This is a genomic window from Aeromicrobium ginsengisoli (assembly GCF_004134905.2).
Taxonomy (GTDB): Bacteria; Actinomycetota; Actinomycetes; order Propionibacteriales; family Nocardioidaceae; genus Aeromicrobium; species Aeromicrobium ginsengisoli.
The window spans coordinates 1,011,030-1,026,974 of record NZ_SDPQ02000001.1 but is presented as its reverse complement, the minus strand read 5'-3'; the positions used below and the strand labels follow the sequence as shown (position 1 = coordinate 1,026,974).

General features: G+C 67.8%; 14 protein-coding genes. 10 read left to right on the top strand and 4 right to left on the bottom strand.

Annotated features, from left to right (window positions below; all coding sequences use genetic code 11):
• A complete protein-coding gene (locus tag ESP70_RS05060; RefSeq protein WP_149688211.1) occupies nt 1-1,050 on the bottom strand; it encodes an HpcH/HpaI aldolase/citrate lyase family protein in 1,050 nt (349 codons plus the stop codon).
• A gap of 171 nt (nt 1,051-1,221) precedes the next feature.
• A complete protein-coding gene (locus ESP70_RS05055; protein ID WP_223148606.1) occupies nt 1,222-1,482 on the bottom strand; it encodes a cupin domain-containing protein in 261 nt (86 codons plus the stop codon).
• Nucleotides 1,483-1,579: 97 nt separating this feature from the next.
• Between ESP70_RS05055 and kdpF the strand changes: the two genes are divergently transcribed.
• The 10 genes from kdpF (at nt 1,580) to ESP70_RS20010 (ending at nt 14,959) form a co-directional block, all read left to right on the top strand.
• The gene (gene kdpF, locus ESP70_RS05050; RefSeq protein WP_082582392.1) at nt 1,580-1,669 is read left to right on the top strand and encodes a K(+)-transporting ATPase subunit F; all 90 of its coding nucleotides are present in this window, start codon (nt 1,580-1,582) and stop codon (nt 1,667-1,669) included.
• Nucleotides 1,670-1,677: 8 nt separating this feature from the next.
• Entirely contained in the window at nt 1,678-3,336 is a 1,659-nt protein-coding gene (kdpA, locus tag ESP70_RS20290; protein WP_223148605.1) for a potassium-transporting ATPase subunit KdpA, read from the top strand.
• On the top strand, nt 3,333-5,330 hold the full coding sequence (gene kdpB / locus ESP70_RS05045) for a potassium-transporting ATPase subunit KdpB (protein ID WP_223148604.1): 1,998 nt from the start codon (nt 3,333-3,335) through the stop codon (nt 5,328-5,330). The genes kdpA and kdpB overlap by 4 nt, the downstream gene beginning before the upstream one ends.
• Nucleotides 5,331-5,332: 2 nt before the next feature.
• The gene (gene kdpC, locus ESP70_RS05040) at nt 5,333-5,911 is read left to right on the top strand and encodes a potassium-transporting ATPase subunit KdpC (protein WP_149688209.1); all 579 of its coding nucleotides are present in this window, start codon (nt 5,333-5,335) and stop codon (nt 5,909-5,911) included.
• A 27-nt stretch (nt 5,912-5,938) separates the two neighbouring features.
• Entirely contained in the window at nt 5,939-8,452 is a 2,514-nt protein-coding gene (locus ESP70_RS05035) for an ATP-binding protein (RefSeq protein ID WP_246161802.1), read from the top strand.
• Nucleotides 8,449-9,123: a response regulator gene (locus ESP70_RS05030; protein ID WP_149688208.1), complete on the top strand. Its 675-nt coding sequence runs from the start codon at nt 8,449-8,451 to the stop codon at nt 9,121-9,123. The genes ESP70_RS05035 and ESP70_RS05030 overlap by 4 nt, the downstream gene beginning before the upstream one ends.
• A gap of 86 nt (nt 9,124-9,209) precedes the next feature.
• A complete protein-coding gene (locus ESP70_RS05025) occupies nt 9,210-9,956 on the top strand; it encodes a DUF4118 domain-containing protein (RefSeq protein WP_149688207.1) in 747 nt (248 codons plus the stop codon).
• A 265-nt stretch (nt 9,957-10,221) separates the two neighbouring features.
• Nucleotides 10,222-11,376 (top strand): hypothetical protein, encoded by a 1,155-nt coding sequence (locus tag ESP70_RS20015; RefSeq protein WP_188110491.1) that lies wholly within the window; start codon nt 10,222-10,224, stop codon nt 11,374-11,376.
• Between the two features lie 313 nt (nt 11,377-11,689).
• Complete coding sequence (locus ESP70_RS05015; RefSeq protein WP_149688206.1) at nt 11,690-13,255, top strand: hypothetical protein; 1,566 nt, start codon at nt 11,690-11,692, stop codon at nt 13,253-13,255.
• Nucleotides 13,256-13,588: 333 nt separating this feature from the next.
• On the top strand, nt 13,589-14,959 hold the full coding sequence (locus ESP70_RS20010) for a hypothetical protein (protein ID WP_188110490.1): 1,371 nt from the start codon (nt 13,589-13,591) through the stop codon (nt 14,957-14,959).
• A gap of 59 nt (nt 14,960-15,018) precedes the next feature.
• Here ESP70_RS20010 and ESP70_RS05000 read toward each other — a convergent pair whose 3' ends face one another.
• On the bottom strand, nt 15,019-15,633 hold the full coding sequence (locus ESP70_RS05000; protein ID WP_149688203.1) for an FMN-binding negative transcriptional regulator: 615 nt from the start codon (nt 15,631-15,633) through the stop codon (nt 15,019-15,021).
• A 7-nt stretch (nt 15,634-15,640) separates the two neighbouring features.
• Nucleotides 15,641-15,937, bottom strand: a complete 297-nt coding sequence (locus ESP70_RS04995; protein WP_149688202.1) for a DUF503 domain-containing protein — start codon at nt 15,935-15,937, stop codon at nt 15,641-15,643.
• Nucleotides 15,938-15,945: the final 8 nt, after the last annotated feature.

Below are 15,945 nucleotides of genomic sequence, written 5' to 3'. Positions count from 1 at the left end.
CTAGAGGTCGTAGGCGGCGGCGAGCTCGGGATCGCGCTCGGCGAGAGCCTTGGCGAGGTCGAGCATGACCTGGCACTGCTTGCAGGACGCGTCGTCCTCCATCTTGCCGTTGATCATGACGGCGCCAGAGCCGTCGCCCATCGCCTCGACGACCTCCTTGGCGTGTGCCACGTCGGCCGGGTCGGGTGAGAAGACCTTGCGGGCGATGTCGATCTGCACGGGGTGCAGGCTCCACGCGCCGACGCAGCCCAGCAGGAAGGCGTTGCGGAACTGGTCCTCGCATGCGACGACGTCCTTGATGTCACCGAACGGGCCGTAGAACGGGAGGATGTCGTTGGCGGCGCAGGCGTCGACCATGCGCGCGATCGTGTAGTGCCACAGGTCCTGCTGGTACGTCGTCCGGCCGGCGTGGAGGTCGTCTCCCGTCGGATCCTCGCGGACGAGGTAGCCGGGGTGGCCTCCGCCGACGCGCGTCGTCTTCATGCGCCGGCTCGCGGCCAGGTCGGCGGGCCCGAGCGAGATGCCCTGCATGCGCGGGCTGGCGGCGGCGATCTCCTCGACGTTCGTCATGCCCTCGGCGGTCTCGAGGATCGCGTGGACCAGGATCGGCCGGGTCAGGCCGGCGCGGGCCTCGAGCTGCGCGAGCAGCCGGTCGACGTAGTGGATGTCCTGCGCGCCCTCGACCTTGGGCACCATGACGACGTCGAGCTTGTCGCCGATCTCGGTGACCAGGGTGATCAGGTCGTCGAGCGCCCAGGGCGAGTCGAGGCTGTTGATGCGCGTCCAGAGCTGGGTCTGGCCGAAGTCGGTCTTCTTGGCGATGTCGACGAGGCCCTGCCGTGCGGCCTCCTTGTTCTCGGTCTTGATCGCGTCCTCGAGGTTGCCCAGGATGATGTCGACCTTGGTGGCGATCTCCGGGACCTTCGCCTGCATCTTCTCGTTGCTCGGGTCGAAGAAGTGGATCATCCGGCTCGGACGGAACGGGACGTCCGCGACCGGCGCAGGTGCGCCGACGGCCAGAGGGCGAAGGAATGCTCGGGGATTTCGCACGCGGGTCACTTCTTTCCTGACGAGGACAAAACTCCTCTCAGTATGTCCATCAGGCGAGTACGCCGCCTAGGGCGGGGGTCACACGCCGTGGCGGCTAGGTCAGGTCGACCGGTTCGAACGTACGGTCGCCGCCCGCGTCGCCGGTGTTCACGGTGCCCTGCAGCTCGACCATCATGATCGACGTCTCGACCTCGGCGACCGGTCGGTGCTCGACGCCCTTGGGCACGACGCGACGTCGCCGTCGCGCAGCTCGATCGTCAGCTCCCCGTCGAGCACCAGGAACAGCTCGTCGGAGTTGGGGTGCGTGTGCCAGATGAACTCGCCCTTGACCTTCGCGACCTTGACGTCATGGTCGTTGACGGATGCCACCAGACGCGGCTGCCAGTGCTCGTCGAAGGAAGCCAGGACGTCATCGAGGCGGCACGTGTCCATGTGGCCATCGTCTCCCGCCCGTCAAGAACGCGTCAACGTCCGCTAGCGCGGCGTCAAGGCGGGCCGGACGAGCGGATTCCGGGTGTGCGATGAGGTCATGACCTTCGATTCCGCAGTCCTGCTGGTGATCGTGATCGGCCTCTTGGCCTATCTCGTCGCCGCCCTGATCCTGCCCGACAAGTTCTGAGCCGCGGCATGAACGACACCGTCTCCGGGCTGCTCACGCTCGCTGTTCTCATCGGCCTGCTCGCCGCCGTGTATGCCCCGTTCGGCGACTACATGGCGCGCGTCTTCACGACCCCGTCGCACTGGCGGATCGAGAAGCGCATCTACCGCCTGATCGGGGTCAACCCGGAGTCGGAGCAGACCGCTCGCTCGTACACGCTCAGCGTGCTCGGCTTCTCGCTCGTCAGCATCATCGTGCTCTACCTGATCCTCGTCGGGCAGAGCCTCCTGCCGTACGACCGGGGGCTGCCCGGCATGCCGTGGCAGATGGGCCTCAACACCGCGGTCTCGTTCGTCACGAACACCAACTGGCAGTCGTACGGCGGCGAGTCGACACTGGGCTTCGCCGCCCAGGCCGGCGGCCTTGCGGTGCAGAACTTCCTGTCGGCGGCGGTGGGCGTCGCCGTGGCGGTGGCCCTGATCCGCGGTTTCGCACGCTCACGCAGCGGCGAGCTCGGCAACTTCTGGGTCGACCTGGTGCGCGGCACGCTGCGCATCCTCCTTCCGGTGGCGTTCGTCGGTGCGATCCTGCTGATCTCGCAGGGCGCGATCCAGAACTTCGGCGACCACACGGTGCACGCGCTCTCGGGCGGGACGCAGGTCATCCCGGGCGGTCCCGCGGCGAGCCAGGAGTCGATCAAGGAGCTCGGCACCAACGGCGGTGGCTTCTTCAACGCGAACTCGGCGCATCCGTTCGAGAACCCCACGCCCATCAGCAACCTGCTCGAGATGTTCTTCATCCTCGTCATCCCGATCTCGCTGACCCGCACCCTCGGCACGATGGTCGGCAGCCGCAAGCAGGGCCTGTCGATCCTCGGGGCGATGACCTTCCTGATCGGTGTCGCGGTCGCCCTCACGACATGGGCGGAGGTCGGAGCACACTCCCAGGCGGCGCGGCTCGCCGGGGGAGCGATGGAGGGCAAGGAGACCCAGTTCGGCACCTGGCTGTCGTCGATGTTCGCGGTCTTCACGACCGGCACGTCGACCGGAGCGGTCAACGCCTCGCACGACTCGTTCACCCCGGTCGGGGGCGGCACGGTGCTGGTCAACATGATGCTCGGCGAGGTCTCGCCCGGAGGGGTTGGTGCCGGCATCTACGGCATCCTCATCATGGCGATCCTGACGGTGTTCATCGCCGGGCTGATGGTCGGGCGTACACCGGAGCTGCTCGGCAAGAAGATCGGCCGCCAGGAGATGACGTACGTCGCGCTCTACACCCTGAGCGTGCCGGCCATCGTGCTCGTCGGGATCGGCGCGGCGATCGCCCGATCCAGCACCTCGGGTGCGATGGGCAATCCGGGCGGCCACGGGTTCAGCGAGGTGGTCTACGCGTTCACGTCCGCGGCCAACAACAACGGCAGTGCGTTCGGTGGCATCACCGTCACGTCGGACTTCTTCCAGCTCTCCCTTGCTGCGGCGATGCTGCTCGGCCGGTTCGTCCCGATCGTGTTCGTCCTGGCTCTGGCCGGCTCTCTCGCCAGGCAGGGCAAGGTGCCGGTCACCGCCGGCACGTTGCCCACTCACACCCCCTTGTTCGCCGGCCTGCTCGTCGGCGTGATCCTCCTGATCACCGGCCTGACGTTCTTCCCGGCGCTGGCACTCGGACCCCTCGCGGAGGCTCTGTCATGACGCTCCACTCACTCCTTTCGCAGCTGCCCCAGGCTCTGCGCAAGCTCGACCCGCGGCACCTGTGGCGCAGCCCGGTCATGTTCATCGTCTGGATCGGCTCGCTCGTGACCACGGTCATCGCGGTCACCGATCCCAGCGTGTTCGCCTGGACCGTCACGGTCTGGCTCTGGCTCACGGTGATCTTCGGCAACCTCGCCGAGGCGGTCGCAGAGGGCCGCGGCAAGGCACAGGCTGCGTCGCTGCGGGCGGCACGTACGGACGTCACGGCGCTCCGGATCGACCCCGACGGGACCGAGACGCAGGTGGCCGGCACGGCGCTCAAGAAGGGTGACCGCGTCCTGGTCCGGGCCGGCGAGGTCATCCCGGGCGACGGTGACGTCGTCGAGGGGGTGGCATCGGTCGACGAGTCAGCCATCACCGGCGAGTCGGCCCCCGTCATCCGTGAGGCCGGCGGCGATCGATCGGCCGTCACCGGCGGCACCAAGGTGCTGTCGGACCAGATCGTCGTCGAGATCACCTCAGCGCCGGGCGAGACGTTCCTCGACCGGATGATCGCGCTCGTCGAAGGCGCTTCGCGCCGCAAGACCCCCAACGAGATCGCCCTCTCGATCCTGTTGGTGAGCCTGACGATCGTGTTCCTGCTCGCCGTGGCGACGCTGCGGCCGATGGCCGACTACGCCGGCGCACCGCAGAGCACCCTGGTCCTGGTGGCCCTCCTGGTCTGCCTCATCCCGACCACGATCGGCGCCCTGCTGAGCGCGATCGGCATCGCCGGGATGGACCGGCTCGTGCGCGTCAACGTCCTGGCCATGTCCGGCCGCGCGGTCGAGGCAGCCGGCGACGTCAGCACCCTGCTGCTCGACAAGACCGGCACCATCACGTACGGCAACCGGCAGGCCTCACGTTTCGTGCCGGCTGCCGGAGTCAGCGCCGAGGAGATGCGCGATGCGGCCCGGCTGTCGAGCCTCGCCGACCAGACGCCGGAGGGTCGCTCGATCGTCGAGCTCGCCCTGGCTGAAGGTGCCGACGACAACGACCTGCCAGTCGGGGCCGAGTTCGTGGAGTTCACGGCACAGACCCGGATGTCGGGAGTCGACCTGGCCGACGGGCGCGAGGTCCGCAAGGGCGCTGGCTCGTCGGTTGCCGCGTGGGTCGGCCGAGACATGGATCCCGGCGTACGCCTGACGGTCGACGAGATCGCCGGCAGCGGCGGGACGCCGCTCGTCGTCGCCGAGATGGACGGCGCGACCGCCAAGGTCCTCGGCGTCGTGCACCTCAAGGACGTCGTCAAGGAGGGCATGACGGAACGCTTCGCCGAGCTGCGTCGCATGGGCATCCGCACGGTCATGATCACGGGTGACAACCCGCTGACGGCGGCATCGATCGCGGCGGAGGCCGGGGTCGACGACTTCCTCGCCGAGGCCACGCCCGAGGACAAGATGAGGCTGATCCACAAGGAGCAGGAGGGCGGGCGACTCGTCGCCATGACCGGTGACGGCACGAATGACGCGCCGGCGCTCGCCGCGGCCGACGTCGGCGTCGCGATGAACTCCGGGACGTCGGCGGCCAAGGAGGCCGGCAACATGGTCGACCTCGACTCCGACCCGACGAAGCTCATCGACATCGTCGCGATCGGCAAGCAGCTGCTCATCACCCGCGGAGCGCTGACGACGTTCTCGATCGCCAACGACGTCGCGAAGTACTTCGCGATCATCCCGGCGATGTTCCTCGCGGCCTATCCCTCGCTGGACTCGCTGAACGTCATGAAGCTCTCGACGCCGGCGTCGGCGATCACCTCGGCCGTGATCTTCAACGCGCTGGTCATCGTCGCGCTGATCCCACTGGCGCTCAAGGGCGTCACGTTCCGCGCCGCGTCGGCGGAGTCCATCCTGCGCCGCAACATCTTGGTCTACGGCGTCGGCGGCGTCATCGCACCGTTCATCGGGATCAAGCTCATCGACCTCCTCGTCTCGACCATCCCAGGAATCGGATAACCATGAACAAAGACTTCATCCGCCAGAGTGTCGTCGGCCTCAAGATCGTGGTCGTCATGACCGTCATGCTCGGGGTCGCCTATCCCGCAGCCGTGTGGGGCGTCGGACAGGTCGCGTTCCACGACAAGGCGAACGGTCAGATCGTGTCGCAGGGCGGCAAGGACGTCGGCTCGGCCATCATCGGCCAGGACTTCAAGGTCAAGGATCCCGAGTGGTTCCACGGCCGGCCGTCGGCGACGGACTACGACGGACTAGCCTCGGCCCCTTCCAACCTCGGCCCGTCCAACCCGGACCTGCTGAAGTCGATCAAGCAACGACAGCAGGAGATCGCCACGATCGAGGGCGTCGACGTCTCGGAGATCCCCGCCGACGCGGTCACGGCCTCGGCCTCGGGCCTGGACCCCTACATCTCGCCGGCGTACGCCGCGCTGCAGGTGGATCGGGTCGCGCGTGAACGCGGCCTGTCCGTGTCGACCGTCAAGGCGCTCGTGGAGACGTACACGTCGGGCCGGCAGCTCGGATTCCTCGGGGAACCCAAGGTCAACGTGCTCAAGCTCAACCTGGCGCTGGCCCGACAGTGAGGTCAGGCGAAGGTGCACACTGAAGGCGTGCAGCACGAGGCGAGGCAGCGAGGCATCCTGCGGGTGTACCTCGGCGCCTCGCCCGGCGTCGGCAAGACGTTCGCGATGCTCGACGAGGGGCAACGCCGTGCGGCCCGGGGCACCGACGTCGTGATCGGCTACGTCGAGACGCACGGGCGCGTGCACACCGAGGAGCAGGTCGGCGACCTCGAGGTCATCCCTCGACGGACCATCGACTACCTGGGCACGGCGCACCAGGAGATGGACCTCGACGCCGTGCTCGTCCGGAAGCCTGAGGTCGTCCTGGTCGACGAGCTCGCCCACACCAACATTCCCGGCGCCCAGAACGAGAAGCGCTGGCAGGACGTCGAGGCACTCCTCGCGGCCGGGATCTGCGTCATCACGACGGTCAACATCCAGCACCTCGAGTCGCTCAACGACGTCGTCGAGTCGATCACCGGCATCCGTCAGCAGGAGACCGTCCCCGACACGTTCGTGCGCCAGGCGGACGCGATCGAGCTCGCTGACATGAGCCCGCAGGCGCTGCGGCGACGTATGGCGCACGGCAACATCTACGCGCCCGACAAGGTCGACGCGGCTCTGTCGCAGTTCTTCCGCGAGGGCAACCTCACGGCCCTGCGGGAGCTCGCGCTGCTGTGGCTCGCCGACCGGGTCGACGAGGGGCTCGACCGCTACCGCGACCAGCACGGGATCGACTCGACGTGGGCGGCGCGCGAACGGATCGTCGTCGCGGTCACCGGTGGCGCGGAGTCCGAGGTGCTGATGCGCCGCGCCTCCCGCATCGCGTCGCGCATCGGCGGTGGGGAGTGGCTGGCGCTCTACGTGACGCGCGGCGACGGGCTCGTCCAGATGGATCCGGCCCGATTGCACAAGCTGCACGTCATGACCGAGGACATGGGCGGCACGTTCCGCACGGTCGTGGGCGACGACCCGGCTGTCGCGATCCTCGACTTCGCCAAGGCCGAGAACGCGACGCAGGTCCTCATCGGCGCCAGCCGGCGAGGGCGACTGTCGACGCTGGCCAATCCCGGCATCGGCGAGACCGTGATAGCCGAGTCCGGCGACATCGACGTCCACATCGTGACGCACGCCGAAGCGCGCAAGAAGCGCCGCAACTTCCGCCGGGCCGCGGAACTGAGCGGGCGGCGGCGTGCGTACGGCTTCGCGATGGGCGCCGTGGGACCGGCCGTGCTGTCGGGGCTCCTGCTCGCGACGCCCGACTTCCACGGCCTGCCGACCGAGTCGATGCTCTACATGGCGCTCGTCGTGGCGACCGCGATCGCCGGCGGCCTGTTGCCGGCGATCGTGAGCGCCTTCGTCAGCGGATTTGCGCTCAACTTCTTCTTCACCCCGCCACTTCACAAGATGACCGTGGCCAGTGGGGAGAACGCATTCGCGCTGCTGCTGTTCGTCGTCGTGGCCATCGCGGTGTCGTCGGTTGTCGACCTGGCGGCTCGCCGGACGGAGCAGGCGGAGCGGGCCAGTGCGGAGGCCGACGCCCTCTCGGTGCTGTCCCACAGCCTGCTGCACGCCGGCGACATGCGCACGCTGCTGGCCGGAGCCTGCGAGCTGTTCGGCATGCGGGGCGCGGCGATCATCGGCACCGACGGACAGGTCTCGATCGGGTTCGGTGAGCCGGTCGTCGACCTCGCATCGGCGGACGTCAGCGTCAAGGTCGACGACGAGACCTACCTCGCACTCGTCGGCCGCTCGCTGGCCGCGGCCGATCAACGACTCCTCAAGGCGTACGCCGCGCATGCCTCTGTCCTGGGCGAGCGTCGTCGCGCGATGAAGGCGAGGAGCGAGCGGCGCGTGCTGGAGGAGACCGACCGCACGCGCACGGCGCTCCTCGCAGCGGTGTCGCACGACCTGCGCTCACCACTTGCCGCCGTCAAGGCCGCCGTCAGCAGCCTCCGCAACGACCAGATCACCTGGTCGCCGGAGGACGAGGAGGCACTGCTCGCGACCGTCGAGGAAGGGGCGGATCGCCTGGACGACCTGGTGGCCAACCTGCTCGACATGAGCCGCCTGCAGATGGGTGCGGTCAACGCCCACGCCGACGAGGTCGAGGTCGAGGGCACGATCCGTACGGCGTTGGCGGCCCTGGCGGGACGGGAGCGGGTCGACGTCGTGGTGGCCGACGACGCGGCGCTCGTCGTCGGCGACGCGGGCCTGCTCGAGCGGGTGATCGCGAATCTCGTCGGCAACGCCTTGGCCTACGCGAGCGCCGAGACGCAGGTCCGGGTCGATGCCTCGGCAGCAGGGGAGCGGGTGCTCGTCCGCATCGTAGACACCGGGCCGGGCGTGCCGCTCGACCAGCGTGAGCGGCTGTTCGAGCCGTTCCAACGCCTGGGAGACATCCCACGCGGGGAGGGCATCGGACTCGGCCTCGCGGTCGCCCGGGGCCTGACCGAGGCGATGGGCGGTACGTTGACCGTCGAAGACACCCCCGGCGGCGGACTCACGTTCGTCCTCGACCTGCCGCGGACCGGTTCGGAGCTCGACGGAGGGCAGGCATGACGTTCGTGCTCGCGGTCGACGACGACCCAGCCATCCTGCGCACGCTCTCGATCAACCTGCGAGCCAGGGGCTACGACGTCGAGACCGCAGGCGACGGTCGGTCAGCCCTGCAGATCATCGACGAGCGCATGCCCGACGTCGTGATCCTCGACCTCGGCCTTCCCGACCTCGACGGTGTCGCGGTGCTCAAGCGCCTCCGGGTCTACACACAGGTGCCGGTTGTCGTGCTGTCGGCACGGCATGAGTCGGACGACAAGGTCGAGGCCCTCGACGAGGGTGCCGACGACTACGTGACCAAGCCCTTCGACATGGAGGAGCTGCTGGCGAGGGTGCGGGCGGCGATCCGGCGAAGTGGCGGCGACGACGCGCCGTGGGTCGTGGAGTCCGGCGACGTACGCCTCGACGTGCGGGAGCGTCAAGCGACCCGAGCCGGCGCCGACGTACGTCTCACCCCGACCGAGTGGCACATCGTCGAGGTCCTTGCGCGTCGCGAGGGACGGCTGGTGCGTCAGGGCGAGCTGCTCCACGAGGTGTGGGGGCCCGCGTACGACCGGGAGACCAACTACCTGCGGGTCTACCTCGCGCAGATCCGGCGCAAGCTCGAGCAGGATCCCTCCAGGCCCACGATGTTCATCACGGATCCCGGCATCGGCTACCGGCTCGTCGTCTGACCCAGAGCTCAGACCAGAGCGTCAAGATCGCGTCAGGATTTGCGGCGATCGGCGCTCAACCCGTTGATCCGCGCAACCATGGAGTCATGGGAACAACGTGGTGGCGGCAGCACCCGACCGCACTGGTCGGCCTTGCCGCCGGACTGCCCCTCGTGTGGTGCTCTGTGGCGGCCCAGATGCGTGGTGAGGTCACGGCAGCAACGGCTGCGCTCGTGCTGGTCGCCCTCGTCGTCGCCGCTGCCGCGACCGGGGATCGACTGGCGGGTCTCGCCGCCGCCGTCTCGGGCGGGGTGTGGTTCGACTTCTTCCTCACCCAGCCATTCCACCGATTCACGATCGAGGACTCCGATGACATCGAGGTCACCTTGCTGCTCGTCCTGGTGGGAGTCGCCGTGACGGAGCTCGCGATCTGGGGCGGACGCCAGCAGGCCGTGGCCAGCCGCCGGGCGGGCTACCTGAACGGACTCATGGCCACCTCGCAGATCGTCTCGGCCCAGTCGTCGTCCGCCGCGTTCGCCGACCAGGCTGCGGCCCACATCGCTGAGCTCCTCGAGGTCGACTCGTGCCGCTTCGTCGAGGCCGGCGTCGTCCGCCCGGACAGCGCCGCGCTGGGGCCGGACGGTGAGGTGACGGTGCATGGGCATGTCGTCAACGTCGAGCGGGACGGCCTCCCGGTGCTCGATGAGCTGGTGCTGCCGGTACGCCACCTCGGCCGCGTCGAGGGTGCGTTCCTGATCGTCGCCTCGACGCGGATCGTACGCCCGACACTCGAGCAACGACGCGTGGCCGTCGCGCTCGCGAACCAGGTCGGCGCCGCGCACGCTCAGCAGTGATGCGCGCCTTAAAGTCTAGTCTTTAACTATATGGTTCCTTCGAACTAGTCCGTCTAGTCCTTCGTGATCAAATTCGCTGCAATCTCGGAAAATTTACCTCCACGACACCATCTGGAGGTGACGTGACCCGGCGCCATGCTGTTGGCTGTGGTGACAGGTAGCGGCGCACTCCCACTTTGCCGCAGCCGATCCGCAGCGAGGGCACCCCCTTGGCTGTGCCTCAAATCCGTTCCGTGCAGGGGCGAAACCGATGGAGCTTTACCGTATGAAGAAGATCTTCCTCGTACTCGCGATGCTCGCGGCGTGTGTGTTCTTCGCACAGCCCGCCATCGCCGGTGACGACGACCCGGTGACCACCACGGCCACCGACACGCCGAGCGACACTCCCACCACCGACACTCCCACCGAGGACACCCCGACGGAGGACACCCCGACGGGAGACACTCCGACGGAGGAGGCCCCGCCGGCACCGGAGACCGAGGTCCCGCCGCCGGCCGCGGGTGCCGAGCCGCCGGCTGACACCCGGGGTGACTCCGCAGTCATCGCTGCTCCGGCGGCCAACAAGAAGATCGTGGTCTGCAAGTTCGTCAGCACACCTGGTGGTGAGCTGGACCACGTCATCATCGTGGACGCTCCCAAGGGCTTCCTCGGCGTCTTCCCGACGATCTTCGCCGACGCGCAGGACTCCGTTGCGATCCGCTATGCCGAGCCGGGCGAGCAGGCCAAGGACGTCGCCGTCTCGGAGTGCGACTTCACCCCGCCGGTCGATGTGTGCCCCGACGTGCCGGGCAACCAGCCGACAGGCACCGACTGCTCCACCGCTGTGGAGAAGAAGGTCGTGGTCTGCAAGTACGTCGGAACGCCTCCGGGCACTCCTGACCACATCATCGTGGTCAACGAGAGCGCGCTGGGCGACGGCTTCCTGGGCGTCTTCCCGTATGCGTTCGGCGATGCGCAGGACTCGATCGCGATCCGCTACGCAGTGGGCAACGAGCAGCCGGGCGACGAGGAGCTGGTCAACTGCCCCACGTTCCCGACCGAGGTCACGCCTGAGGAGCCCACGGCCGATCCGGCAACGTGCGACGCGGACGGCTCGCTCAACCTGCCCGACACCGAAGGCGTCATCTACTCGGTCTCGCCCGATGAGTCCGGGCCCGGCGACTTCGTCGTCACCGCGGCACCCGCGAGCGACGACTTCGTGCTGAACGGTGAGACGGAGTTCAACATCACCGTCGAGAAGCAGCTGAGCGGTTCGGACTGCACCTCGCCCGACGAGGACGACAACGGACTGCTGCCCGACACCGGCGGCCTGCCGCTGTGGGCGCTGCTCGTCGCCGGTCCGATGGTCGCGGCCGGAGTCATGCTCCTGAAGCGCCGTCAGCTCGAGTCGGACCCGACCGTGATCAGGCGACTGCGCTGATCATCTGAGCACGATCTGAGAAGGGGAGTCGCTTCGGCGGCTCCCCTTCTTGTGTTTCCACCGGTGAGCGCGGCGTGGTTTCGAGCTGTGGCCCATCGGAACTAGGGGGCGTAGTCAGTAGTGATCAAATCGCCGATTCTGGCCAGAATTACAGACCTTGAGGTCTCAAACGGCGTGACCTTCTGTCTGTTACAGCCGTTCATCAAGGTGCACAGGTCGCGACGCACTCCTGGGTCTCGGCCTTCGGGGGACTTCCCCGTACCCACAACTCGAACCGTTCCGTGCAGGGGCGATACGGATGGAGTTACATCTCATGAAGAAGATACTGATCGTCCTCGCGATGATCGCGGCCAGCGTGTTCCTCGCGCAGCCCGCCGTCGCGGACGAAGGAGACGCGCCGGCCGAAGCCGCCGTCGAGACCACCGCGGACACCACGACCGAGTCGGCGCCGGACACGGCCGAGCCGGAGCAACAGGCTCCAGCCGAGACGACGCCACCGGCAGCCGAGAGCAAGCCCGAGCCGGTCGTCAACGACGAGCCGGCGCCGCCCGCGCGCGATGCCAACAAGCCGGCACCGAAGCCGGACGACACCACGTCGGGCAATGCACCAAATGACGACGTCGACAGCGCTGCAGCAGTCGCAGCAGCCGTCGATCTCGACGCCAAGGTCACGATCTGTCACGTTCCGCCGGGCAATCCTGCCAACGCACACGCCATCTCGGTGAGCTACAACTCGATCGTCAAGGGCGAGGGCCACGGCAAGAACAACGCGGCGCACGCGAGCGACTGGATTCCCAGCTTCGAGTACCTGGACGGCGACACGATTGTCGTCTACCCGGGACGCAACACCAATGAGGCCAACCCCTGTGACGACGAGGAGCCGCTGATCGAGGTCGGCACCGAAGACCCGACCCTGGCCGGACCGACCTGCCTGGCCGACGGCAAGGTCAACCTGCCGACGACCGACGGCGTCACCTACACCGTCACGCCTGCCAACGCCCCGGGTGAAGTCGACGTCGACGCCACGGCGAACGCCGGTTACATCATCGACGACCAGGCGACGATCCACTGGGACTTCACGGTCCTGCCGAAGCTGTCGGCCGACAACCCGCAGTGCGTCATCACTGATGGCAAGAAGGTCGTGGTCTGCAAGTACGTCGGAGCGCCTCCGGGCACTCCTGACCACATCATCGTGGTGAACGAGAGCGCGCTGGGCGACGGCTTCCAAGGCGTCTTCCCGTATGCGTTCGGTGACGCGCAGGACTCGATCGCGATCCGCTATGCGGTGGGCAACGAGCAGCCGGGCGACGAGGAGCTGGTCAACTGCCCCACGTTCCCGACGGAGATCACTGCGGAGGCACCGATCGCGGACCCGGCCACGTGTGACGAGGACGGATCGCTGGTCCTGCCGGAGACCGACCACGTGACGTACACGACCGAGCCGGTCTTCGACGGTCCCGGTGACTACACGATCACCGCGAGCGTCACGGACGAGGAGTTCGTGCTCACGGGTCAGACGGTGTTCGAGGTCACGGTCGGTGGCAAGCTGCCGACGGCTGACTGTGTGACACCGGACGACGACACGGAGCCGGCCAAGGAGGACGACCTGCTGCCCGACACGGGCGGTCTGCCCCTCTGGATCCTGCTCCTCGCTGGTCCGATGACGGCAGCCGGACTCATCATCCTGATGCGTCGCGAGCCGGTGAGCCACGCGTCCAGCAGCGGCCGGATGCCGTCCTACTCGCTGATCCTTCCCCCGGTCAAGAAGCCGGCCAGGATCACGCGGGCCCACGCAACGACCGAGCACATCGGCTTCATGAAGGCCGTGAGCCAGGTCGTCGCAGCGATCGGTTCGTTCTTCCGCGGAGGACGTCGCTGATCACGGATTGATCGCACGAAGGGGAGTCGTTTCGGCGGCTCCCCTTCGTGCGTCCCGAACGACCCGGAGAGCGGTCGTGGACCGGACAGGTTGGCGCATAAATGTCTAGTCCTTAGCCCTTCGTGACTAGCGCTGGGGGCCCGTAGTGATCAAATCTTCAGCATTCCTTCATGTTTGCCGCAAATCGCGTGACGCCCTTCGTCCCACGCGGTTCTCTTGAGTAGAGGCTGTGGCGCACTCCCACTTGTCACCGCCTACACGCAGCCGAGGAATCCACCTTGACTACGGCTCGAACCGTTCCGTGCAGGGGCGATACGGATGGAGTTATCTGTCATGAAGAAGATTGTGCTCGTACTGGTGATGGTTGCGGCCAGCGTGTTCCTCGCGCAGCCCGCCGTCGCCGATGAAACAGATCCGGCGGCCACCACGGTCACCGAGACCGAGACCCCGGCGGCCGAGGCGCCCGCCGAAGAACCGGCCGCCGAAGAGCCGCCTCCGGCCGAACCGGTCGCCGAAGAACCCGCGGCTGAGGCGCCGCCTGCAGAGGTGCCGCCGGCTGAAGAGCCTCCGGCTGAAGAGCCTCCGGCCGCCGAGCCGCCGGCTGAAGAGCCGCCGGTCGTCGAACCGCCGGCTGGAGACCAACGTGCCGAGGCGTCGCCTGCAGTTGCGGCTCCTGAGGCCGACGCGGCAGTAGCGGCAGTGGCCACCAACAAGAAGATCGTGGTGTGCAAGTTCGTCACCACACCCGGTGGCGAGCTGGACCACATCGTCATCGTGGACGCTCCCAAGAACTTCCTTGGCGTCTTCCCGACGATCTTCCCCGACGCTCAGGACTCGGTTGCGATCCGCTATGCCGCGCCGGGCGAGCAGGCGCACGACGTCGCACTCTCGGAGTGTGACTTCACCCCGCCGTTCGACGCCTGCCCCAACGTGCCGGGCGACCAGCCAGAGGGCACCGACTGCGAGACGGCCCAGGAGAAGAAGGTCGTGGTCTGCAAGTACGTCGGAACACCTCCGGGCACTCCCGACCACATCATCGTGGTCAACGAGAGCGCCCTGGGCGACGGCTTCCTGGGACTCTTCCCGTACGCGTTCGGTGACGCGCAGGACTCGATCGCGATTCGATTCGCGGTCGGCAACGAGCAGCCGGGCGACGAGGAGCTGGTCAACTGCCCCACGTTCCCGACCGACATCACGGCCGAGGCGCCGGTGGCAGATCCTGCCACCTGTGACGCGGACGGATCACTCGTCCTGCCGGAGACCGACAACGTCTCCTACACCGTGGAGCCCGAGTTCGACGGACCCGGCGACTACACCGTGACGGCGAGCGTCACGAGTGATGACTTCGTGCTCGTCGGCAAGACGGAGTTCGACATCACTGTCGGTGGCAAGCTGTCTTCGGAGGAGTGCACCGAGCCCGAGGAAGAGGACGTGCTGTTGCCCGACACGGGTGGCCTGCCGCTCTGGATCCTGCTCATCGCAGGCCCCATGACGGCAGCGGGACTCATCATCCTGATGCGCCGGGAGCCGGTCAGCTATGCGGCTTCCAGTGGACGCAAGCCGTCGTACTCGCTGATCCTTCCGCCGGCGAACAAGCCGTCCGGGTTCAAGCGGGTCGCGTCGACACAGGACATCGGCTTCATGAAGGCCGTTGGCAAGGTCGTCGCAGCGATCGGCTCGTTCCTCCGCGGAGGACGTCGCTGATCACGCACTGATCACGAGAAGGGGAGTCGCCTCGGCGGCTCCCCTTCTCGCGTCTGCGATCAGGCGTCCATGGCGTCGGCGACGGCTGGGTCGCCGCCCTCGGCGCGCAGGCCTGCGACCACGCCGGCCCGGTCGGCGTCGGACCGGTTCTGGCTGAGCTTGGCCTTGGCCTCGACCCGCTCGACCGCCAGCTCGAGACCGACGATCGCCTTGAGGTTCTTGTCGACGTACGGCTCGGGGGCGTCGGTCACGGCCCACGGTTGAGCGCGCCGTTGCTCGTGGCGATCGGTCAGGCGCGTCACCGCGTCGCGGACCCACTCGGGATCGTCGTGGACCCGTACCGTGCCGGTGAGGTGCACCGCCGAGTAGTTCCAGGTCGGTACGACCCGGCCGTGCTCGGCCTTGGCCGCGTACCAGGACGGTGAGATGTAGGCCTGGGGTCCGGCGATGATCGCGAGGCAGCGTGAGCCCTCGGTGATCTGGCGCCAATGGCCGTTGGCGCGCGCCATGTGGGCGACGACGGTCCCACCGTCGGGGCTCCACAGGATGGGCAGCAGGGTCGCGACCGGCGTGCCGTCGGCACCCACCGTGACGAGCTCGGCGCTGCCGATGGACTCGACGAACGCACGGATGTCGTTCGGATCGTCCATCGCGTTGAAATGGGGGACGTACATGCTGCTCCTAGGCGTCGTCGCTGTTGCTGAGGCCGCGCCGGGCGGACAGGAGCTCGAGCTCGGGGCGGCCGGCGACGAAGTTCTCGACCGCATCGAGGACGTCGACGACGTGCCTGCTGTCGGCAGCGACGAGGCCGGCCCCGACACCCGCCCGACGGTGGAGGTCGAGGCTGCCGGTCTCGGCTGCCGACACGCTGAACGTACGTCTGAGGTCGGCCACGAGTGGGCGCACGATCGACCGTTTGGTCTTGAGCGAGTGCACGTCGCCGAGCAGGATGTCGAACTCGATCCAACCGATCCACATGCCACGAT

Excerpts from the sequence above, each read along its gene's own strand:
- ESP70_RS20010 (WP_188110490.1), top strand. The coding sequence starts at position 13,589 with ATGAAGAAGATTGTGCTCGTACTGGTGATGGTTGCGGCCAGCGTGTTC.
- ESP70_RS05000 (WP_149688203.1), bottom strand. The coding sequence starts at position 15,633 with ATGTACGTCCCCCATTTCAACGCGATGGACGATCCGAACGACATCCGT.
- kdpB (WP_223148604.1), top strand. The coding sequence starts at position 3,333 with ATGACGCTCCACTCACTCCTTTCGCAGCTGCCCCAGGCTCTGCGCAAG.
- kdpF (WP_082582392.1), top strand. The coding sequence starts at position 1,580 with ATGACCTTCGATTCCGCAGTCCTGCTGGTGATCGTGATCGGCCTCTTG.
- ESP70_RS05055 (WP_223148606.1), bottom strand. The coding sequence starts at position 1,482 with ATGGACACGTGCCGCCTCGATGACGTCCTGGCTTCCTTCGACGAGCAC.
- kdpA (WP_223148605.1), top strand. The coding sequence starts at position 1,678 with ATGAACGACACCGTCTCCGGGCTGCTCACGCTCGCTGTTCTCATCGGC.
- ESP70_RS04995 (WP_149688202.1), bottom strand. The coding sequence starts at position 15,937 with ATGTGGATCGGTTGGATCGAGTTCGACATCCTGCTCGGCGACGTGCAC.
- ESP70_RS05025 (WP_149688207.1), top strand. The coding sequence starts at position 9,210 with ATGGGAACAACGTGGTGGCGGCAGCACCCGACCGCACTGGTCGGCCTT.
- kdpC (WP_149688209.1), top strand. The coding sequence starts at position 5,333 with ATGAACAAAGACTTCATCCGCCAGAGTGTCGTCGGCCTCAAGATCGTG.
- ESP70_RS05015 (WP_149688206.1), top strand. The coding sequence starts at position 11,690 with ATGAAGAAGATACTGATCGTCCTCGCGATGATCGCGGCCAGCGTGTTC.
- ESP70_RS05030 (WP_149688208.1), top strand. The coding sequence starts at position 8,449 with ATGACGTTCGTGCTCGCGGTCGACGACGACCCAGCCATCCTGCGCACG.
- ESP70_RS20015 (WP_188110491.1), top strand. The coding sequence starts at position 10,222 with ATGAAGAAGATCTTCCTCGTACTCGCGATGCTCGCGGCGTGTGTGTTC.